Genomic DNA, 20,760 nt, shown 5'->3' on the forward strand with positions numbered 1-20,760 from the left:
ATGGCGCGGTCACCCCTCGTTGATCGCCTGCGCGCTTCGGCGCCTCAGATCAGCGTCGGGGTGCTCACCGCTGACTGGCTCACGCTGGGCTCGCAGTTGGAGCTGATCGAGCGCGCCGGCGTCGAGCTGTTGCATTTCGATGTGATGGACGGCGTGTTCTGCCCCATGCTGACCTTGGGCGCGCCGGTCATTTCAGGGCTCAAAACGCAGATGCTCAAAGACGTGCATCTGATGATCGAGGAGCCGTTGAGCAAGCTCGATGGCTTCGTCGCCGCCGGCGCCGACATCATCACCGTGCATGTCGAGTCCACGCGCCATGTCCATCGAGTGCTCCAGGTGCTGGGCAAGATGGTCAATGCCACCGATCCAAACCGCGGCATCGTCCGTGGCATCGCCCTGAATCCGGGAACGCCGCTGGAAGTCATCGAGCCGCTGGCCGGCGAATTCGAGCTGGTGCTGCTGCTCGCGGTGAATCCGGGGTGGGGCGGGCAGAAGTTCATCGCGTCGACCTGCGAGCGAGTCAAACGCGCGCGGGAGATCGTTCGCGATACCGCTTTGATCTGCGTGGATGGCGGCGTCACGCGCGACAACATTGGCAATGTCGCGCGCCTCGGCGCCGACATCATCGTCACGGGCAGCGCCGTGTTCGACGGCAAGTCTCCTTTCGAGAACGCGAAGCACATGATGGACGCTCTGCGATGAAGAGTTTGTGGAACGATCAGGAGGCGGCGCGATTTCAAGGGGCGTTGGGCCAGCGGGTTTATACCTCACGGCTGCTGGGGCGCGATCCGTCTCTCGTGCTGCACGGGGGCGGCAACACTTCAGTCAAGCTGCTGGAGACAAACATCTTCGGCGAGTCGGAAGAGGTGCTCTACGTCAAGGGCCGCGGCGCCGACCTGTCCACCATCGATGCGGCCGGCTTTGCTCCTTGTCGACTGAGGCGATTGTTGCGGCTGGTGAGTCTGACCGAGCTCGCCGATGAGGATATGGAGAGCGAGCTCAAGCTCTCTTTGACGCGTGCTTCCGCGCCAGCGCCTTCGGTGGAGACACTGCTGCACGCACTGTTGCCACAGGCATTCGTCGATCACACCCACGCCGATGCGCTCATCGCTGTGATGAACTCACGCGACGGGTTCGAGCGGCTGCAGAAAATCTACGGCGGGCAGGTGGTGATCATTCCGTACACCATGCCCGGATTCAAACTGGTGCGCCTGTGCCGGGAGATCCTTTCCAAGGAAGCGAGTCGGGAGACCATCGGCGTCATCCTGATGCATCATGGGTTGTTCACGTTCGGCGATACCGCGAAAGTTTCTTATGAGCGGATGGTCGACCTGGTGACTCGGGCTGAGCTGCACATCGAGGCGAACGGCGGCGCTCGCATCGAATGGCCTGCGCAGGAGCCGCCTCGGTCGTCACGAGTGGAGATTGCGGCGCTCAGGCAGGAAATCAGCCGAGTCGCGGGCGCGCCGATGATACTGTCGGTGCACACCGATAGTCAGGCTTTGGGTTTTGCGAGTCGTGAGGATGTCGCGGAGCTTTCCGGGCGCGGCGGTGTTACTCCCGATCATGTGATTCGCACCAAGCGGATTCCGATGGTGGGTCGCGATGTCGCGCGCTACGCCGCAGGCTATCAGGAGTATGTTCGATTTCACTCCAACGACCGGTCGCTGGCGGTGGTCGATCCCGCTCCGCGGGTGATTCTGGATCCTCACCTCGGCATGGGCGTGCTCGGCCGGAGCGCGGAGGATGCGGCCATCGCCGAAGACATTTATCGGCACACCATCGACATCATCATGCGCGCCGAGAAGCTCGGCGGCTGGCGGGCATTGCCGGCGAAAGATTTTTTCGAGGTCGAGTTCTGGGATCTGGAGCGCACCAAGCTCGCCAAGTCGGGGCCTGAGCCGGTGTTTCTGGGCGAGATCGCACTGGTCACCGGCGCTGCCTCGGGCATCGGCAAGGCCTGCGTCGACGTACTGCTCGAACGTGGCGCGGCAGTCGTAGGATTGGACGTGGCGCCCGCGGTCAAAAGACTCTACGACCGCAAGAGTTATCTCGGCATCGAGTGCGATCTCACTAGCGAGGAGCAGATCGCCGCGGCGCTGGATCAGACGGTGCGCACGTTCGGCTCTGTCGACATGCTGGTGCTCAACGCGGGCATCTTCCCGAAGAGCACGCCCATCGCCGCCATGTCCACCGAGATCTGGCGAAAGACCATGAGCATCAATCTCGACGCCAATCTGATTCTGATGCGCGACTGTTTTCCTTTGCTGAAGTTCGCGCCGCGGGGCGGTCGCGTCGCGATCATCGGTTCCAAGAATGTCGCCGCGCCAGGGCCGGGCGCGGCAGCGTACTCGGCGTCGAAATCGGCAGTCCAGCAGCTCGCGCGAGTGGCGGCGCTCGAGTGGGGTAGCGAACGTATTCGCGTGAACTGTCTGCATCCCAATGCCGTGTTCGATACAGGCATCTGGACGCCGGAAGTACTGGCCGCGCGCGCCGCATCTTACAACCTGAGTGTGCAGGAGTATAAGACCAATAACGTGCTCAGGACCGAGGTCACGAGCAGAGATGTCGCAGAGCTCGCTGCCGATGTGTGCGGGCCTCGCTTCGCCAAGACGACCGGCGCACAGATTCCGGTCGACGGAGGCAACGAGCGGGTCATCTGATCGGAAAAGAAGTCGGGGGGAATCATGAAACGGTCCGAAATCAACGCGCTGATCGACGATGCGATCGCGCTGCTGCATGAGCATCAGGTTCGCTTGCCGCCGTTCGCCTATTGGAGCCCGCAGGAATGGCAGAGCAAAGGCGCGGAGTGCGACGAAATCCGGCATTGCAAGCTCGGCTGGGACATCACCGATTTCGGCTCCGGCGATTTCGAGAAGGTGGGCCTCGTGGTGTTCACGGTTCGTAATGGCCATCACCAGCGCGCGCCTTATAACAAGAAGCCGTATGCCGAAAAGATTCTCGTCATCCGCGAGAATCAGCACACGCCGATGCATCATCACATGCTGAAGTCGGAAGACATCATCTGTAAGTCCGGCGGCAATCTGCTGATCCGTCTGTTCAACCGCGGCGAGGACGGCAAGCTCGCCGAATCGGACGTGGAAGTCTCGCTCGACGGCGTGCGATACCGCGTGAAAGCGGGCCACACGTTCCGTCTGAAGCCCGGCGACTCCATCACTCTGACGCCTTATCTCTATCACGAGTTCTGGGCGGAGGAAGGCACGGGCACATCCATCGTCGGCGAAGTCTCGTCGGTGAACGACGATGAAACAGACAACGCCTTCTACGCCAAGGTCGGCCGCTTCCCGACCATCGAAGAAGACGTGCCCGTGACGCACAAGCTGTGCACTGAATACTAGTCGCGGAGTCAGAGCGCCGCCTATGCCCGAGTCCACCGTCAAAATCCGAGGGCAGGACTCCTTCCTGCTGAAGGTGCGAGGGGTCGAGCTGGCGGTGACCCGGACCGGCGGCATGCTCGGCCCTGTTACTTTTTTCGGGCAGTCGGACAATCCGATCCGGCCTTATGCGGTCGCGCCGTGGGCGGAAGAACCGCTCGCGGCGGATACGCCGCCGATGCTGAAGGCCCTGCGAGGCGATTGGTTTTGCTCGGCATTCGGTGAGAACGCGGAATCCTATGCAGGCCAGCGATTACCGCCTCATGGCGAGACCGCAAACCGCGACTGGTTCGAGATGGGACGCGGCGAGACTCGTTATGGTTGCTGGATGCGACTGGGTGTCGAAATGCCTTTGCAGGGCGGATCCTGCCAGGCGACGACCGCGTTACTGGCGAATCATTCGGTCATTTATCAGCGTCACGACCTGCAAGGACTGACCGGTCCCGTCAATCCCGGCCACCACGCGACCTTGTTGTTTCCAGAAGTCGAAGGCGCCGGTCGGCTTTCGTTCAGTGCGTTGGCTCACGCGCAAACCTATATCGAGCCGACGGCGCGCCCGGAAGATCGCGGCTACTCCTGGCTCAAACCGAATGCGCAGATCGACGACCTGCACGCGGTTCCATGTATCGACGGCTCGACGACCGACCTTCTGCGCTACCCCGCGCGTCGCGGCTTCGAAGACATCGCCATCCTGTGCGCCGACCCGGTTCAGGAGTTCGCGTGGACCGCGGTGACGTTTCCGGATCAGCGCTATGTTTGGTTCGCGTTGCGCGATCCGAAACAGCTGGCTTCCACGCTGCTCTGGTTCTCCAACGGCGGCCGGCATTTTCCGCCCTGGAACGGCCGGCACGTCAATGTCATGGGACTGGAAGACATCACCGCCTTTTTTCATGTCGGCCTCGCCGCTTCGAGGCGCGAGAATTTCCTGAGTGCGCGCGGAATCAGCACCTGCTTGCGCCCGGACATGCATGGTCGACTGTCGATCTTTTATATCCAGGGCGTCGCGCGCATTCCGGCGGATTTCGACTGCGTCGAGGACATCGAAGGGCACTGGGGAGACAACAACATCGTGCTGCGTGCGACATCGGGAGCGGCGGTCGCGGTCCGCTGCCAGCTCGATTTCCTTCGCAGAGGCACACTGCCGGGACTCGCACCTCAATGACTACACTCAACGGCACTTTGATCCGGACCGTCTTCGTGGCCGCGCTCGGCGGCTCGCTGCTCGGCTTCGATACGGCGGTGATCGCCGGATCCACCCAGGGGCTGACGCAAGTCTTCGGGCTCACGCCCAGCGAGCTGGGATTTACAGTATCCGCCGCCTTGTGGGGCACGGTCATCGGGGCGATGGCCGCGGGCTCATTCGGGCGCGTGCTGGGTGGACGCACCAGTTTGCTGATTCTGGCGTCGTGCTATCTCATTTCGGCGCTGGGCTGCGCGTTCTCGACCTCGTGGACGTGGCTGTTGATCTTTCGTTTCATCGGCGGCTTGGGCATGGGTGGCTCGTCCGTCATTGCTCCGGTCTACATCGCTGAAATCGCGCCGCCGGCGTGGCGCGGTCGACTGGTGGGGGCGTTTCAGATCAACATCATCGGCGGCATTCTGATCGCGTATTTGTCGAACTATGTGATCGGGCTGTTCGAGTTGGGCGCACTCGAATGGCGCTGGCAGTTGGGAATCGCGGCCGCGCCGGCGGCTTTGTTTCTAGTGATGCTGATCGGCATTCCGCAAAGTCCCCGCTGGCTCGCCGCACAGGGCCGGTTGGAGGAAGCCAAGCAGGTGCTGGGCAAGCTGGGCTCGACTCAGCCGCTGGCCGAGCTGGTGGCGATCCGGGCTTCGCTTGAAAGCGACGCGACTCCGAATGCGGATCGATTGTTTCAATGGCGCTATCGCCGGCCCATCCTGCTGGCGCTGACGCTGGCCATGTTCAACCAGCTGATCGGCATCAACGCCGTGCTTTATTATCTGAACGACATCTTCGCCATGGCCGGCTTCGATCGCACGTCTCAGAACGCGCAAGCGGTTGCTGTAGGCGCCACGATGCTGATCGCCACGCTCATCGCGCTCAGTCTGATCGACCGCTTCGGACGCCGGACTTTGTTGCTGGTGGGCTCGGTGGGGTTGGCCCTCTGTCTCGCGGGCATCGCCACCATTTTTCAGATCCGGCAGGGCGAGCAGATGTTGTTGTTTCTGCTCGTAGGCTACGTCGCCTTCTTTGCTTTCTCTCAGGGAGCGGTCATCTGGGTCTATCTGAGCGAAATCTTCCCGGACCGGGTGCGTGCTCAGGGGCAGAGTCTTGGCAGTTCCACGCACTGGGTCATGAACGCCATCGTGTCCGCGGCGTTCCCGGTGGTGGCGACGCAATCCCAGGCCGGCCCGTTCTTCGCCTTCCTGGTCATGGTGATATTGCAGTTCGTCGCTGTGCTGCTGTTCTTCCCAGAGACGAGCGGCGTCCGACTCGAAGACATTCAGCGCCGACTCGGCACCATGGATCCACCCAATTCGAGCGGTGGCGCCGTGAATACAGACGTGGGCAAGGCGCTCGATTCGCCCTGAGCCTGCGTCGCTCCGGAGTCGCCTACGCGACGTGGTCAAAGTTCCGGTGTCGCGGGAACTTCAAAATCGGCTGACCCATTCCGAAGGTGTCGCAGCCCGCAAATGCATCACGGCTGCGGGCAGGAGTAGAGTCATGCGCCACCTCAGAGAGCTTGCTTTTATCGTGTGTTTGTTTTGCGTCGTCGAAGTCGCGGCAGCTCAGCCCGCGGGACAGGCCGTTGAAGATTCCGTGCTGACGACGAAGGTCAAAGCCGCGCTTGCCGGCGATCGCGCCGTGAAGGCGCGCGATATCGAAGTGGAGACGCGGGACGGCGTGGTTCAGCTGAGCGGTTTCGTCGACTCCGAAGATGCGAGGACCGCCGCGGTCATGCGCGCCCGGTCGGTGGATGGCGTAGCCGAAGTTCGCAACGATCTAAGCATTCGTACGGATGATCGGCCTGCGCAGGAGCCGGCGTCCGACACCGTCATCGCCGCGCGAGTGCGCGACAAGCTCGGCAACGTGAAGCTCGCCGATGGCAGCGACGTGAATGTCGAAGTCAGCGAAGGCGTCGTGCAGTTAAGCGGCTTTGTGATGACCGACGAAGAGAAGGTGCAAGCCGGAGACGCCGCCAGTCAGGTTGAAGGCGTGAGAGACGTCGAGAATCACATCGCGTTGCTGGATGAAGAACAACGCGCGCGCGAGAGATAATCAAGGAACTGTTTGAGGCGCGCCGGCGAAGCCGCGCGCCTCACGCATGATTCGGCCAGCCGAAACAACCGACCACGCCGCGATCGGACAGCCACCTTCGTTCAGGCGCCTGGCCGTCCACCAGTTGCACATGCGCGGAAAAAAGAAACGACGCTTGGCCTCGTAGAACTTGTTCGGTTGAGGTGTCACATCCAACGACGCGCCAGTGGCGACGGGGACGCTTTGTGCGAATTCCTGTTCGATGGAGTGCGTCAGTTGTTTGAGCCGTTCCGCGGTAACGCGGACCTCGATGACTTCATCGGCAATCAGTGCTTCAGGCGAGGGATGCTCGAATCCGATGACATGAACCGCGCTGGAGGTGGAGAAGAAGGCGGCGCGGAAGCCGAGCCAGAACGACTCCTCTTCGGCTTGGTAGAAGCGTGCATCGCCCCAGCCAAACTCCAGATATCTGGACTCTGGAAAATCGGCCAGCACGGACCAGTGCCGATTCGGCCAATCGGCGGCGGCGATGGCGATGCCGGTGTGCCATGCGCGCTTGACGACATACACCGAGCGGAACGTTTCCTCTGAGGTCCCTGGCTCGTAGCAGGCGTCGTTGGCAGCGCAGCCAGCGAGCAGGCCCGCCAGCAGCACGACGATCAACGACCTCAGCTGTCGTAACTCCATTGTCCGATGACGCTACATCAAACGTAGCGCCAGCGGAAGCCGTTGCGATCAGGGCTGCACGACGGGCAGGGCGCGGCCGTCGAATTCGGAAGCGGGGACGTCGAGACCGATGAGCGTCGCCAGCGTCGGCGCGATATCGACCGTTTCCACCGCGGTCGGTTGTTCGAAACCGCTCACTCCCTTCCACCAGAACACGATGGGGACGCGGCGGTCGTACCCCCAGGCCGAGCCGTGCGACGACGTGTAATCCGAATCCACGTTCTTGGGCGCGGGATAGAGCGAGATGTAGGGCTTGAGCAGTACGATCAGATCGCCCGAGCGCTGCGGATTGAAACTGGCTTTGGCGCGATCGAGCAGGGTCCATTCGTCGACCAGCCCCGATGGGGGCGCGGCGGCGATGAGCTCGTTCTTGGTGAACACCGCCGCCACCTGCGGATGTCGTCGATACATCTCATAAGCGGCATGCAACACGCCGGCGCGTTTCGCGGCGGGAATGTCGGCATTGAGATAGACGTCGTTAGCGAACTCTTTGGCGCCCAGCACGATGGGCTTGGGAAAGCCGTGCAGGTCGCTTGCGAGCGCGGCGTCGATATTCACAGGAAACAAACTCGGATCGATGCGTTCCGCAGCAACACCTCGTGCACGATTGCGCTCGGTTGCATCCGCTCCGCCATGGTCGGCGGTCATCGCGACGATATACGGAACATTCAACTCATCCAGCGCTGTGAACAACCGGCCCAGCGTCTGATCGATGGCGAGTTGCTGCGTGCACATTTCGGCGCCTTCGGTGCCGTAGTAGTGACCGACGTAGTCCGTGCCGGAAAGGCTGATGGCGAGCAGGTCCGTCGATTGTTTGCGGCCGAGGTCGAGGCTCTTCACTGCCGCGAGCGCTGCGTCCACGGTGAACGAATCCATCGCCGGCGTCGCGCGCCAACGCCTGGAGTTGCCAGGGAAGGACTTCAAGGTGCCAATGGAAATATCGTCGGTAACCTTTGTCTCGCGCGATCGGGACGCGCAGGCCGCAGGCAGCTTGGGAACGGTCGGCTGGCTGTAAGACTTGCGGACGTTGGCATTCACCGTCTGCGCGATTTCTTTGGGGATGCTCGTTTCCTTGCCGTCGTAGGTGACGAAGCCCTTGGCCGTCCACCACAACGTGAGATCGGCGTTGTGACCGCCGAGCATCACGGCCGATCGATCCTTGCCCGACACGGAGACCACGCGCGTCGATGGATCACGCGCTTTCATGCGATCGCCCAGCGTCGGCACCAGCAAAGTATCGGGAGAGATGGTTGTTTCCTGGACCGAGCTGCCGGCCGGGCCAGGCTTCTCGACACAGTAGACCGTGAACGTCTCGCGGCCGTTGACAGTGCGGGGCAGCGAGGGATCTTGCCAATCGTTCGCGATGATGCCCGTACGTCCGGGGCGTGCGCCGGTCAGGATGGTGGAATGTCCGGGGCAAGTTTCAGTCGAGGCGTGGCTCTGATGGCCTCGCGGGAATACCACGCCACCCGCCAAACGTTTCAGTCCAGCCTGGTACAGCGGCCGATACTCGGCGAAAACATCTGAGGAAAGCTGGTCGATGGCAATCGTGACGACGAGCTTCGGACGAGGCGGCTCGGCCGCCTGCAGCGTCGACGCGAACGATCCCAGCAACAGACAGGTGGACAGGCAACGAGCGATTGCCAGGCGAGACGATGATTTCATTGTTAGGCGGCGACCGGATGATGTCGACCGCCTAGTCTGACCTATTTGTGTGTCACCGGCGTGAACAAGATTTTAGTGGTTGTGCCGCGGCGTCTTCTTCGCGACTTGGCGATACTTCAGCGCCATTTCCATCACGCCGCCCTGGTCGAGCTGGCTGACCGTCGCGCGATACAGCTCCTGCCAGGGAGTGGCGCTCTCGGGTACGGGCGGAATGCCGTCTTTTTTGCGGCGCGCGATTTCTTCCTCGGACACCAGCATATCGCAACGAGCCTGGTTCAGGTCGATGCGGATCGTGTCGCCAGTGCGAAGCCAGGCGAGACCGCCGCCGGCCGCGCTTTCAGGCGAGGCATTCAGGATGGAAGGACTGTCGGACGTGCCGGACTGACGGCCGTCGCCGATGGTCGGCAAGCTCGGGATGCCTCGCTTCAACAAAGCATCGGGCGGCTGCATGTTCACCACTTCGGCAGAGCCGGGCCAGCCGAGTGGACCGGCGCCGCGAATCACCAGCACGCTGCGCTCGTCGATGCCGAGCGCGGGGTCGTTGATGCGGGCCCGATAATCGTCGGAGCCGTCGAACACGATTGCGCGACCTTCGAAGACGTTGTCCTCGCCCGAAGCGCAAAGGTAACGACGACGGAAGTCCTCGGTGATCACGCTCGCCTTGAGAATCGCGAAGTCGAACAGATTGCCGCTCAACACGACGAAGCCTGCACGCTCGCGCAGCGGCTTGTCGTAGGTCGTGATCATTTCGCGATCGCGGCTCTGACGGCCCTTCACGTTCTCACGCAGGGTGCGGCCCGTCACCGTCATGGTATCGGCGTGCACCTTGCCCGCCTCGATCAGCTCGCACAACACGGCGGGCACGCCGCCGGCGCGATGGAAACGTTCGCCGAGATATTTGCCGGCGGGCTGCATGTTGAGCAGCAACGGAATCTCGTGGCCGTACTTCGTCCAATCCTGCGGATGCAGCTCGAATCCGGCATGACGCGCCATCGCAGTGAGATGCGGTTGCGCGTTGGTCGAGCCGCCGAGCGCCGCGATGGCGGTGATCGCATTGAGGAACGATTCACGCGTGAGAATCTTGGAAGGACGCAGATCCTCGAACGCCATTTCGACCGCGCGACGGCCTGTTTCATAAGCCATCTGTCCACGCTCGCGATAAGGCGCGGGAATCGCGGAACAGCCGGGCAGCGACAGGCCAAGAACCTCGGCGACAGCGTTCATCGTCGATGCCGTGCCCATGCTGTTGCAGTGGCCGGGCGAGGGCGCCGAGGCCGCGGCGGCATCGAGAAATTCTTGTTCCGTGATCTGCCCGGCTGCGAGGCGTCGCCGGCTTTTCCAGATCACGGTGCCCGAGCCGACCAGCTCGTCCTCGAACCAGCCGTCCAGCATCGGGCCGCCGGACAAAACGATCGCGGGAATATCGACGGTGGACGCGGCCATCACCGCGGCCGGCGTGGTCTTGTCGCAGCCAGTGGTGAGCACCACGGCGTCGATCGGATAGCCGTGCAGGATCTCCACCAGGCCGAGATACGCAAGATTGCGATCCAGTGCCGCGGTGGGGCGACGGCAGTTCTCGAAGATCGGATGCGTCGGAAATTCCATCGGAATGCCGCCAGCGTCGCGAATGCCTTCCTTCACGCGCGTGGCGAGATCGACGTGGATGCGATTGCAGGGCGTGAGATCGCTACCGCTCTGCGCGATGCCGATGATGGGCTTGCCGCTCATCAGCTCCTTGGGCGTCAGGCCGTAGTTCATGAAGCGCTCGAGATAGAGCGCCATCATGTCGATGTGATCGCGGGCGTCGAACCAATCCTGCGAGCGGAAGCGGCGCTTAGCCGTCATAACGAACCTCATTCGAAGCCACGCCGGCGGTGTCCACGCGCGTCGCGAACAATCCACCCGCCAGCGGCTGCGCGGCGAGCTGCTCTTTAGACAGGCCCTTCCACGCGGTAGTGATATACATGGTGCGCAGGTCGTTGCCGCCAAACGTCACCTTGGTGCAATTCGCGACCGGCATGTCGATGGTCTGCATCAGCTCACCCTTGGGGGAGTAGCGCTGCACGCCCCAGCCGCCGAACAAACCGATCCACACACAGCCGGCGGAGTCGATGGTCGGCCCGTCCGGATAGGCGCCGGGCTTTTCGATGCGTGCGAACACGCGACGATTGCTGATTTCACCGTCGTTCAGATCGAACGCGTAGATCACCCGTTGCAGCGTATCGACGTGATACAGCGTGCGGCCGTCGAGACTGGTCGTCGGCCCGTTGGTGATCACATAGTTCTCGTCGCAACGTTTCAGGCCGCGCGCATCGAAGCGATACAGCGAGCCGGTCGGCTGCGTCTCTTCGTTGTCCATGCTGCCGAACCACAGACGGCCCGCGGCGTCGACATAGCCGTCGTTCAAGCGATTCTTCGGTCGATCGGAATCGACGCGAGTGATCAATGTGAATTTGCCGCTGTCCGGCTCGAAGGCGTACAGCCCGCTCTTCATGCCGGCGACAAAGCGATTGCCCGTCGCCTTGACGATGAAGCCCACTTCCTCGGGCGCCTGCCACGACGACAACGCGCTGCCGCGCGTGTCGAAGCGATGCACCTGGCGGCCCTTGATATCGACGAACCAGACCGCCTGGTCCTTGGCGGACCAGAGCGGACCTTCACCAAGTTGCGCGCCCACGGCGCAGACGCAGTCGACTTTGGTCATGGCACAGTCCGTGATGTGGGGACCTTGCGAGGATTTATCTCCAGCCGGCGTCCACGAAATACTCGTGTCCGGTGCACATGCGGGCGTCGTCGGAGGAAAGGAACACGACCATGTTCGCCACGTCGTGCGGCTCGACGCGAGCCTTAATGCACTGCATGCCGAGCATGCGATTCTCTTCGTCCGGCGTATGCCACAACTTCATCTGGCGCGGCGTGCGGACGCCGCCCGGTACAACGCAATTCACGCGGATGCCAAACGTTCCCAGGTCCCGGGCCAGCGCGCGGGTCATGCCTTCGATGCCCGCCTTGGCGGTCTGGTAGATCGCCAGATCCGGCAGCGCCAGGTGCCACGACACCGAGCCGAGATTGACGATGGCGCCGCCGCCGGCAGCCTTCATGTCGTCGACCACGGCCTGCGCGCAGAACAGCAAGTGGCGCAGATTCACGGCGATGCGGTCGTCCCAATATTTCTCGGTGATGTCCTTCAGCTCGTGACGATCGTCGTTGGCCGCGTTGTTCACCAGGATGTCGATGCCACCGCCCAGATCGGAGCGAATGCGAGGAAACATCTCGCGAATCGTTTCGATGCTCTTGAGGTCGCAACGGTAGTAGCGCGGCGGCGTGCTGCTCGAAGCCAGCTTGCGCTCGAGCTCTTTCGAATCATCGTCGGCGATGTCGAGGAAAGCCACGCGCGCGCCCTGCTGGACGAAGGCTTCGACGATGGCGGCGCCGATGCCGGAGCCACCGCCGGTGATGACGACGCGCTTGTTACGAAGAGACGGATAAACGGTGTGGGACATAGATGAAATGAGCCTGAGCCTTAGGTGGAACGCGGCGCCAACAGGCCCCGGCTGGCGAGATTACGCATCAAATGACCGATACCGTTGGACCAAGGCGGGGCCTGGTCCGACGTGGTCAGCTTGTTTTCCAGCGTGCCGAGCGAGGGCGAGGACACGCGCACCAGATCGCCGACTTTGTGAGTGAAGCCGCGGCCGGCCACATCGCGATCGTCGGTGGGAGCGAACATGGTGCCCAGGAACAGCGCGAAGCCGTCCGGGTACTGGTGCTGACTCAAGGTTTGTTCGACCAGCTCCAGCGGATCGCGGCTGATGAGCGACATCGAGCTGCGGCCTTCGAGCTTGTAGCCGTCGTCGCCTTCGACGGTCAGCGACACCACGGCCTTGCGCACGTCGTCGATCCCGAAGGTGGCGTCGAACATGCGAATGAAAGGACCGATGGCGCAGGACGCGTTGTTGTCCTTCGCCTTACCGAGCAGCAGGGCGCTGCGGCCTTCGATGTCACGCAGATTCACGTCGTTGCCCAGCGTCGCGCCGAGCGTGCGGCCGTTGGCGTCGCAGGCCAGCACGATTTCCGGCTCGGGATTGTTCCATTGCGATTCCTTGCGCACGCCGATCCAGTCGCCCCAGCCCACCGACGACAGCACCGGCGACTTGGTGAACACTTCGGCGTCGGGGCCGATGGCCACTTCAAGATACTGCGACCACAGGCCGTCCGCGATCAGTGCTTCCTTCAGCCGCACCGCCGTCGGCGACCCCGGTTTCACGGAGCGAATGTCAGCGCCGACGCGCTCACCCAATGCGTCGCGAATGGACTGAGCTTTGGCGTAGTCGCCACGCGCTCGCTCTTCGATGACACGTTCGACAGCCGAGACCGCGAAAGTCACGCCGCAAGCTTTGACACATTGCAGGTCCACCGGCGCGAGCAAACGCGTCGATGACCCAGTGCCGTTGAACGCAGCCGTGAGCGCCAGTTGCTCCAAGGGTCCGAGATCCTCGCCTGCGGGGATCTGGTCTTTCCAGTTGTTCAACAGGTCCGCAACCGTGGGCGCGATTCGCGACACATCGCGAACACGACCGCGGCTGATGACGATGGGAGTGGGGCCGGCGGCCGTGGCGATCCGGCCCACGAGCGTGGCGTCACGCCAGTCGGCCGGAAGATGGTCAAGTAGTCTCATAAATGAAATCGATCAGATCGCGTTGGCGGTGCTGGTCTTGGACGAAGCCGCGGCGGCGTCCGGTGCGTCCGCGGGCTTCCACAGGTGCTGAATCTCTTCCAGGCTCTGGCCCTTGGTTTCGGGCACGAAGCGCCACACGAACAGCGCCGCCAGAATGCTCATCACACCGTAGACCCAGTAAGAGAAACCGTGATTGAACATCGCGTTCAAGGCAGAGTTGCCGTCCAACACCTTGAACGACCAGGACACGAACAGGTTCGCGATCCACTGCATGGCCACCGCGAGCGCCATCGCCTTGCCCTTGATGGCGTTCGGGAAGATTTCGGCGAGCAGCACCCAAACCACCGGGCCCCACGACAGCGCGAAGCCCGCGATGTAGGCCACGACCGCGATCAGCGCGGCGGTGCCGACGTTGCCGCTATTGAACAGGAAGCCCAGCGAGAGCATCGAGATCGCCATCACCACGCCGCCCAGGATCAGCAGCGGCTTGCGACCCCAGCGATCCACGGTCACCAGCGCGATCAGCGTGAACACGATGTTGGCGACGCCCACGATAATGGTCTGCAGCAGGGCGCTGTCCGTCGAAGCTCCCATGTTCTCGAACATCATCGGCGCGTAGTAGAGCACCGCGTTGATGCCGATGAACTGCTGGAAGATCGACAGCATGATGCCGACGAATACCACCAGCGCGCCGAAAGCAAACAAATTGCCGGTGCGCTCGTGCAGCGACTCGTCGATCTCCTTCAGCACCGTACGCGCTTCATTCTCATCGGAGAGACGCGACAGGACGGCCTTCGCTTCATCCATGCGGCCCTTCATCACCAGCCAGCGCGGCGTCTCGGGGACGAGCAGCAGCAGCGCGAAGAACAAAGCAGCGGGAATGGCGGCCGACAGCAGCATGTAACGCCAACCGGTGGAGAGCACCCACTGATCGTCGCCCTGCGAGGCGATGAACCAATTCACGAAGTACACCAGCGTCATGCCGCCCACGATCGCGACCTGCTGATAAGTGACCAGCTGGCCGCGCTGACGGGGCGGAGCAATTTCGGCGATATACAGCGGCGACAACATCGAGGCCACGCCGATGCCGACGCCGCCCAGAATGCGGTACAGGATGAACGCGGTCAGCGCCGCCGGACCTTCGCCGCCGATCCAAAGGAAGCCGAACTCAGGATAGGCCGAACCGGCGGAGGAAAGAATAAAGAGGATTGCCGACACCAGCAGGCCGCCGCGGCGGCCGATTTTCTGCGACATCGGACCGGCCAGCGCCGCGCCGATGACGCAGCCGAGCAGGGCGCAGGAGATGGCCCAGCCGGACAGGCTGTCCGCACTGGTTTCCGACAGGCCGCGCGGCGTGATGAAGTTGGCGTCGATGGCGCCGACCGCGCCGGAAATCACCGCGGTGTCATAGCCGAACAGCAGTCCGCCCAGTGCGGCGACGAACGCAAGCCCGCGCACCAGCGAACCTTCGGCAGGCAATGACTGCCCGGCGTTGGGAATCCCCTGTGACATAAATTGCGCCCCCTGAGATGACGCCTACGGAATGGAATTGCGCCTGAGGCTCTCAATGACCTCGTGCTGATGGGCGAGCGTAGTGATAGCGCTATCAAAATTCAAGCGCGGCCTGACCCCGCCGGCGCCGTCGCGGCTGAATGGAATGCGCTCCAGAGCGCGGAATCAGCCGGGATTTGGCGCGGCCACCGAGTCGCGTTTGACCAGCATGTGAGCCACGACGTGGTCGACCACGACGCGAGCCTCGCCGTCTTTGCGGCGTCGGATGCTTCGCAAGAGCAGGTCGATCGAGGAGGCCGCCATGGCCGCGATAGGCTGCCTGATGGTGGTCAGCTCGGGCCAGACGGTAGTAGCCGTGGGCGTATCGTCGAAGCCAACGACGGATATGTCGCGCGGTACATCCAGTCCTCGGCGGTGGGCCACCGAGACGGCCGCGGCGGCCATATCGTCGTTGCTGGCGAAAATGGCTGTGGGCGGCTTCTTGCGCGCAAGCAGTTTCTCGGCGGCTTCCAGGCCGGAGCGGTAGGTGAAAAAGCCCTGCTGGACGAGGGTTGGATCCACCGGAATGCCGGCCGCGGCCATGGCCGCCTGATAGCCCTCGTAGCGCAGGCCGCTCGCGGTCTGATTGGGGTGGCCTTTGATGAAGGCGATCCGCGAATGACCGAAGGAAATCAAATGCTCGGTCATCTCTTGCGCTGCGCGAAAGTCATCGATGCGCACACCGGAAATGTCGGGTTGGAAGCGGCCGGACGCGATCGCTACGACGGGGATGCCGGCGGCCACGAGCTCGGAACAAACAGCCTTCGACTCGCATAGCGGGGGCGGGAGAATCACACCGGCCACGCTTTGCGCGATCTTCCTGGCCGCGGCGCGCTCAGTCGCGCGCGTCATGTGGTCCCAGGTATCGAGCACCAGCTGGGTCGCTGCTTTGCTGGCGCCGTCCAGAGCGCCGACCAGCAGCTCGCTCAAGTAGGCCGAGCTCGGGTTTGTATAGATCAAGGCGATTCGGGTTCCCGATGCGGCGGCCAACGAGCGAGCCGCGGCGTTCGGTGTGTAGTTGAGCTCGCGAACCGTCCGCATCACCAATTCGCGAGTCGCGGCTCGCACGTTGGCGTTGCCGTTGACGACGCGGGACACCGTCATCGGGGAGACACCGGCTCGCTGCGCGACTTCGTGGATCGTGACGGCGGCGCCCTTGCGCCGGGTGGGGCTCGAGGAGTTTCTGGCTTTGCGGGGTGCGGTTTGCATGAATGTTGTGGTTGCCGGCCACGCGTTTGAATAGATGCCGCCCATTATGCCCTGGACCCTGAAGGGTGGAAGCGCGCCAATGGGCCGTGATACCGTTACCACAAATCCGGTTTGCCGATGGTAGGGGGAAGAGATGGCGCGAGGTCATCGTTCGCTAGGTGGCGGCTGCGCGCCGTTGTTTCGTTTGCTCGGATCGGTTTGGGCGCTGTGCGCGGCGCTCGTCATGCAGCCTGCCTTCGCTGACGATGGCTACGACCTGTGGCTGCGCTATCAGCCGGTGGCCGCCGATCAACGCGCTAGTTATGCGGCTTCGACGACCCAACTCGTCATGCCGGCCTCGTCACCGACGCTGGTCGCCGCCAAGGACGAATTGTTGCGCGGATTGAATGGGTTGCTGACGCAGACGCCGGCGCTGGCCGAGCGTGTGTCGAAAGCTGGAGCCCTGCTCGTCGGCACGCCGCAGTCGAATTCGCAGGTCGCGCAGCTCGATCTGGGATTGAAGGGCCTTGCACCGCAGGGCTACGTGCTTCGTCAGCGCCGCGTGGATGGAAACTCCACGATCGTCATCGCCGCCAACGACGATGTCGGCGTGCTGTACGGCGTGTTTCATTTCCTGCGGCTGTTGCAGACACAACAACCGGTCGCGAATCTCGATATCAGCGAGTCGTCGCGCATCCAACTGCGCATGCTGAATCATTGGGACAATCTCGATCGCACGGTCGAGCGCGGCTACTCCGGCGCGTCCCTGTGGGACTGGCACAAGCTCCCGGATTATGTGGATCCGCGCTACACCGACTATGCGCGCGCCAACGCATCGCTCGGAATCAACGCCACGGTGTTGACCAACGTCAATGCGAACGCGATGGCGTTGACGCCGGCCTATCTGCACAAGGCCGAGGCGCTCGCGAAAGTGTTTCGTCCTTATGGCATCCGCGTGTTTCTGACGGCGCGTTTCAGTGCGCCGGTGGAAATCGGCGGATTGAAGACGGCGGATCCGAACGACCCGGCCGTGCAGCAGTGGTGGAAAGCCAAGGCGGCGGAGATCTACAAGATCATTCCCGACTTCGGCGGCCTGCTGGTCAAGGCCAATTCGGAAGGTCAGCCCGGACCGCAGGATTACGGCCGCACGCATGCCGACGGCGCGAACATGCTGGCCGACGCGGTGAAGCCGTTCGGCGGCACGGTGATCTGGCGCGCGTTTGTTTATTCACACGAGCAGCCCGACGATCGCGCCAAACAGGCCTATGACGAGTTCGTGCCGCTGGACGGCAAGTTCCGCGACAACGTGCTGGTGCAGGTGAAGAACGGCGCCATCGATTTCCAGCCGCGCGAGCCGTTCCATCCGTTGTTCGGCGCCATGCCGAAAACGCCGCTGGCCATGGAATTCCAGATCACCAAGGAATATCTCGGCTTCGCGACGCACCTGGTCTATCTCGGTTCGTTCTGGGAAGAAGTGCTACGCGCCGATACTTATCGGCCCCGCAAGGGCTCGACGGTCGCGAAAATCCTCGACGGCTCCGTTCATAACTATGCGCGCACGGCGATTGCCGGCGTCGCCAACATCGGCATGGATCGCAACTGGAGCGGCTCGCAATTCGATCAGGCGAACTGGTATGCGTTCGGACGGCTGGCGTGGAATCCCATGCTGTCGTCCAAGGCCGTCGCCGAGGAATGGTTGCGGATGACGTTCTCGAACGACCCGAAGTTTGTCGAGCCCGCGCTGACCATGATGTTGAAGTCGCACGAAGCGGTGGTCGACTACATGACGCCGCTGGGCTTGCATCACTTGATGGGTCGCGGGCATCACTACGGCCCGGGGCCGTGGGTCGAAGGTGGTCCTCGGGCGGATTGGACCTCTGTTTATTACCACCGCGCCGACGCCAATGGCATTGGTTTCGATCGTTCCAAGACCGGCAGCAACGCCGTGGCTCAATACGCTGCGCCAGTCGCTGCTGAGTTCAACGACATCAAGCGCATTCCCGAGCAGTTCCTGCTGTGGTTCCATCACGTGCCTTGGGACTATCGCACCAAGTCGGGCCGCATCCTGTGGGATGAGCTGGTGTATCGATACACGCACGGCGTGGATACGGTTCGCGAGATGGGCAACACCTGGCAAGGACTGGCGCCGTTCGTCGATGCTCAGCGTCACACCGAGGTCGCCGCGTTCCTGAAGATTCAGGAGAAGGAAGCGAAGTGGTGGCGGGACGCCAGCATCGCTTATTTCCAGACGTTCTCGAAGCGGCCGCTGCCGGCGGGCTTTGCGCCGCCCGAGCAGTCGCTCGACTACTACAAGTCGCTCGAATTCCCGTACGCGCCAGGACATCACTAAAAAGGCATCGCCAATATGAGAGCCAGCGTTCGCTGCCTTCGTCACGGATTGTTTGTGGCCGGCGCGTTGCTGGCCCACGCCGCAAGCGCGGCTCCGTTGCTGCACGACTTGTTTCAGGATCACGTGGTCCTGCAACGGGACAAGAACATCAACGTCTGGGGCCGCGCCGCACCGGGCGAAGCGTTAACGGTGAGTCTGGGGAGCGCGACCTCCAAGGCTCAGGCCGATTCGTCCGGACAATGGCGGTCGAGCCTGCCCAGCATGAGCGCGGGCGGGCCGTATCAGCTGACCGTCACCGCGGCTTCAGGCGAAAAGCAGGTCGTCGACGATGTGATGATCGGCGACGTGTGGCTGTGCTCGGGCCAGTCCAACATGGTCCTGCAGGTGCATCGCGCGCTCGACTCGAGATCGGAGATCCTGAACTCCAGCAACGATTCCATTCGCATGCTCACCGTGCCGCTGGCGAGCAACCCATCTCCGCAGTATGGATTTGCCGGCGAGGTGCAATGGCTCAAGGCGTCGCCCAAGACCGTGCCGGATTTTTCGGCCGTCTGTTTGTATATGGCGCGCGAGCTGCAGAAGAAGGACAAGGTCCCGATGGGATTGATCGCCGCGGCATGGGGCGGATCGAAAATTCAATCGTGGATGTCGGCTGGCGCTCTGCGCTCGATGGGCGGTTACGAGCGCGGCTTGGAGGCACTCGAGGCTTCAGCCAAGGATCCTACAGCTGGAGCCGCGAAGTGGGGCGCCATTTGGGAAGCCTGGTGGCGTGATCGTACGAAAGATCGCGCAGGCACAGAGCCCTGGAGCGCGAAGCCTCGCGGCGATTGGAAGGTCGCGCCGATGGAGCGCGGTTACTGGGAAGAATGGGGCGTGCCGGAGTTGGCGAAGTACGACGGCATGCTGTGGTATCGAACCAATGTGACTTTGACCAAGGCGCAAGCAGCGCAGAAGGCGACGCTCGCCGTAGGTCGCGTCGACGAGTCCGATCAGGTCTGGGTCAATGGACGGCTGGTGGGCGCCGCCGGTCCGGGCAACGAAAGGTCATATCAGCTGCCGGCGAATGTTTTGCGCGCTGGCGAAAACTCCATCGTTCTCACCGTGCTCGATACGTACTCGAATGGCGGCTTGCCCGGTCCGGCCGAGAGTCGCGCGCTCAAGTTCGCCGATGGCTCAAGTGTCGTGCTGAACAAAGAGTGGCGTTACCTACAGCCCCCGGAAAATGCGGCGTTCCCGCCGCGAGCGCCTTGGGAAGCCGTTGCCGGTCTGGGCATCATCAACAACGGCATGATTGCGCCGCTGTCTAACCTCTCGTTGCGCGGTGTCGCCTGGTATCAGGGCGAATCGAACACCGATACAGCGGAAGCGGATCAGTATCAGGCGCAACTGACGCGCTTCATGGCGGACTGGCGTAGTCAGTTTGGTGCGGACCTGCCGATCTTCGTCGTGCAGCTGGCGGGCTATGGTGCCGCTTCGACGCGGCCCACTGAAAGCGGGTGGGCGACGTTGCGCGAGGCGCAGCGGCTGGCGGTGAAAGAGGACGCGAACGCCGGTCTCGCGGTCGCCATCGATCTCGGTGAGCGCACCGATGTGCATCCAGCAAACAAACAAGAAGTCGCGCGGCGTCTCGCTCGCGCTGTTCGGCATGTCATCTACAAGGATGAGGCTCCGCCGTCGGGGCCTGTGCCTGTCAGCGCACGTCGAGAGGGCAAGGCTGTGGCGGTCGAGTTCACCGATGTCACAGGCAAGCTCGTCGCGTATAGCGCGATCCGACCCATCGGTTTCGAAACGTGCGGCGCTGCTGCGAACACTTGTGAGTTTGCCGAAGCCACCATTCAGGGGCAGCGCGTGCTGCTGAAGAGCGCGAACGCCGCCTCCGCCACGCGCGTTCGTTTTTGCTGGGCCGACAGCCCGGTATGCACCCTATACGACGAAGCGCCATTGCCGGCCGGTCCGTTTCAGATAGCGGTCGATGGGGATCGATAAC

Annotated in this window: 16 protein-coding genes; 8 read left to right on the plus strand and 8 right to left on the minus strand. The window is 62.7% G+C overall.

Going from position 1 to position 20,760, the window contains the following annotated elements; all coding sequences use genetic code 11:
- The 6 genes from VGD45_RS31405 (at position 1) to VGD45_RS31430 (ending at position 6,636) form a co-directional block, all read left to right on the plus strand.
- Entirely contained in the window at positions 1-702 is a 702-nt protein-coding gene (locus VGD45_RS31405) for a ribulose-phosphate 3-epimerase (RefSeq protein ID WP_331159365.1), read from the plus strand.
- Complete coding sequence (locus VGD45_RS31410) at positions 699-2,663, plus strand: bifunctional aldolase/short-chain dehydrogenase (RefSeq protein WP_331159366.1); 1,965 nt, start codon at positions 699-701, stop codon at positions 2,661-2,663. The genes VGD45_RS31405 and VGD45_RS31410 overlap by 4 nt, the downstream gene beginning before the upstream one ends.
- A gap of 24 nt (positions 2,664-2,687) precedes the next feature.
- Positions 2,688-3,359: a D-lyxose/D-mannose family sugar isomerase gene (locus tag VGD45_RS31415; RefSeq protein WP_331159367.1), complete on the plus strand. Its 672-nt coding sequence runs from the start codon at positions 2,688-2,690 to the stop codon at positions 3,357-3,359.
- Between the two features lie 22 nt (positions 3,360-3,381).
- Positions 3,382-4,557 (plus strand): hypothetical protein, encoded by a 1,176-nt coding sequence (locus VGD45_RS31420; protein ID WP_331159368.1) that lies wholly within the window; start codon positions 3,382-3,384, stop codon positions 4,555-4,557.
- The gene (locus tag VGD45_RS31425; RefSeq protein ID WP_331159369.1) at positions 4,554-5,948 is read left to right on the plus strand and encodes a sugar porter family MFS transporter; all 1,395 of its coding nucleotides are present in this window, start codon (positions 4,554-4,556) and stop codon (positions 5,946-5,948) included. The genes VGD45_RS31420 and VGD45_RS31425 overlap by 4 nt, the downstream gene beginning before the upstream one ends.
- Positions 5,949-6,081: 133 nt before the next feature.
- Complete coding sequence (locus VGD45_RS31430; protein WP_331159370.1) at positions 6,082-6,636, plus strand: BON domain-containing protein; 555 nt, start codon at positions 6,082-6,084, stop codon at positions 6,634-6,636.
- Here VGD45_RS31430 and VGD45_RS31435 read toward each other — a convergent pair whose 3' ends face one another.
- The 8 genes from VGD45_RS31435 to VGD45_RS31470 form a co-directional block, all read right to left on the minus strand.
- Positions 6,637-7,302: a DUF2459 domain-containing protein gene (locus tag VGD45_RS31435; RefSeq protein WP_331159371.1), complete on the minus strand. Its 666-nt coding sequence runs from the start codon at positions 7,300-7,302 to the stop codon at positions 6,637-6,639. It lies immediately after the preceding gene.
- 48 nt (positions 7,303-7,350) lie between these two features.
- Positions 7,351-9,006 carry an alkaline phosphatase family protein gene (locus tag VGD45_RS31440; protein ID WP_331159372.1) on the minus strand — a complete coding sequence of 552 codons (1,656 nt, stop codon included), beginning with the start codon at positions 9,004-9,006 and terminating at the stop codon, positions 7,351-7,353.
- A gap of 72 nt (positions 9,007-9,078) precedes the next feature.
- Positions 9,079-10,851, minus strand: coding sequence for an IlvD/Edd family dehydratase (locus VGD45_RS31445; protein WP_331159373.1), 1,773 nt, complete (start codon positions 10,849-10,851; stop codon positions 9,079-9,081).
- Complete coding sequence (locus VGD45_RS31450; protein ID WP_331159374.1) at positions 10,841-11,710, minus strand: SMP-30/gluconolactonase/LRE family protein; 870 nt, start codon at positions 11,708-11,710, stop codon at positions 10,841-10,843. Before VGD45_RS31450 ends, VGD45_RS31445 begins: the two co-directional genes overlap by 11 nt.
- Before the next feature lie 34 nt (positions 11,711-11,744).
- Positions 11,745-12,509: an SDR family oxidoreductase gene (locus VGD45_RS31455; RefSeq protein WP_331159375.1), complete on the minus strand. Its 765-nt coding sequence runs from the start codon at positions 12,507-12,509 to the stop codon at positions 11,745-11,747.
- Between the two features lie 20 nt (positions 12,510-12,529).
- Positions 12,530-13,684, minus strand: coding sequence for a fumarylacetoacetate hydrolase family protein (locus VGD45_RS31460; RefSeq protein WP_331159376.1), 1,155 nt, complete (start codon positions 13,682-13,684; stop codon positions 12,530-12,532).
- A 12-nt stretch (positions 13,685-13,696) separates the two neighbouring features.
- The gene (gene xylE, locus VGD45_RS31465) at positions 13,697-15,196 is read right to left on the minus strand and encodes a D-xylose transporter XylE (RefSeq protein ID WP_331159377.1); all 1,500 of its coding nucleotides are present in this window, start codon (positions 15,194-15,196) and stop codon (positions 13,697-13,699) included.
- A 165-nt stretch (positions 15,197-15,361) separates the two neighbouring features.
- Positions 15,362-16,444 (minus strand): LacI family DNA-binding transcriptional regulator, encoded by a 1,083-nt coding sequence (locus VGD45_RS31470; protein WP_331159378.1) that lies wholly within the window; start codon positions 16,442-16,444, stop codon positions 15,362-15,364.
- A gap of 133 nt (positions 16,445-16,577) precedes the next feature.
- On the opposite strand from VGD45_RS31470, the gene VGD45_RS31475 reads away from it, so the two are divergent.
- Positions 16,578-18,773 carry an alpha-glucuronidase family glycosyl hydrolase gene (locus VGD45_RS31475; RefSeq protein ID WP_331159379.1) on the plus strand — a complete coding sequence of 732 codons (2,196 nt, stop codon included), beginning with the start codon at positions 16,578-16,580 and terminating at the stop codon, positions 18,771-18,773.
- Positions 18,774-18,788: 15 nt separating this feature from the next.
- Positions 18,789-20,759: a sialate O-acetylesterase gene (locus tag VGD45_RS31480; protein WP_331159380.1), complete on the plus strand. Its 1,971-nt coding sequence runs from the start codon at positions 18,789-18,791 to the stop codon at positions 20,757-20,759.
- Position 20,760 lies beyond the last annotated feature (1 nt).

Origin of the sequence: Steroidobacter sp. (assembly GCF_036402275.1) — a bacterium.
Taxonomy (GTDB): Bacteria; Pseudomonadota; Gammaproteobacteria; order Steroidobacterales; family Steroidobacteraceae; genus Steroidobacter.

Bases quoted from the DNA above. Each gene is read 5' to 3' on its own strand.
- VGD45_RS31445 (WP_331159373.1), bottom strand. From the start codon at position 10,851: ATGACGGCTAAGCGCCGCTTCCGCTCGCAGGATTGGTTCGACGCCCGC.
- VGD45_RS31470 (WP_331159378.1), bottom strand. From the start codon at position 16,444: ATGCAAACCGCACCCCGCAAAGCCAGAAACTCCTCGAGCCCCACCCGG.
- VGD45_RS31410 (WP_331159366.1), top strand. From the start codon at position 699: ATGAAGAGTTTGTGGAACGATCAGGAGGCGGCGCGATTTCAAGGGGCG.
- VGD45_RS31425 (WP_331159369.1), top strand. From the start codon at position 4,554: ATGACTACACTCAACGGCACTTTGATCCGGACCGTCTTCGTGGCCGCG.
- xylE (WP_331159377.1), bottom strand. From the start codon at position 15,196: ATGTCACAGGGGATTCCCAACGCCGGGCAGTCATTGCCTGCCGAAGGT.
- VGD45_RS31440 (WP_331159372.1), bottom strand. From the start codon at position 9,006: ATGAAATCATCGTCTCGCCTGGCAATCGCTCGTTGCCTGTCCACCTGT.
- VGD45_RS31460 (WP_331159376.1), bottom strand. From the start codon at position 13,684: ATGAGACTACTTGACCATCTTCCGGCCGACTGGCGTGACGCCACGCTC.
- VGD45_RS31430 (WP_331159370.1), top strand. From the start codon at position 6,082: ATGCGCCACCTCAGAGAGCTTGCTTTTATCGTGTGTTTGTTTTGCGTC.
- VGD45_RS31405 (WP_331159365.1), top strand. From the start codon at position 1: ATGGCGCGGTCACCCCTCGTTGATCGCCTGCGCGCTTCGGCGCCTCAG.
- VGD45_RS31435 (WP_331159371.1), bottom strand. From the start codon at position 7,302: ATGGAGTTACGACAGCTGAGGTCGTTGATCGTCGTGCTGCTGGCGGGC.
- VGD45_RS31455 (WP_331159375.1), bottom strand. From the start codon at position 12,509: ATGTCCCACACCGTTTATCCGTCTCTTCGTAACAAGCGCGTCGTCATC.
- VGD45_RS31415 (WP_331159367.1), top strand. From the start codon at position 2,688: ATGAAACGGTCCGAAATCAACGCGCTGATCGACGATGCGATCGCGCTG.
- VGD45_RS31475 (WP_331159379.1), top strand. From the start codon at position 16,578: ATGGCGCGAGGTCATCGTTCGCTAGGTGGCGGCTGCGCGCCGTTGTTT.
- VGD45_RS31480 (WP_331159380.1), top strand. From the start codon at position 18,789: ATGAGAGCCAGCGTTCGCTGCCTTCGTCACGGATTGTTTGTGGCCGGC.
- VGD45_RS31450 (WP_331159374.1), bottom strand. From the start codon at position 11,710: ATGACCAAAGTCGACTGCGTCTGCGCCGTGGGCGCGCAACTTGGTGAA.
- VGD45_RS31420 (WP_331159368.1), top strand. From the start codon at position 3,382: ATGCCCGAGTCCACCGTCAAAATCCGAGGGCAGGACTCCTTCCTGCTG.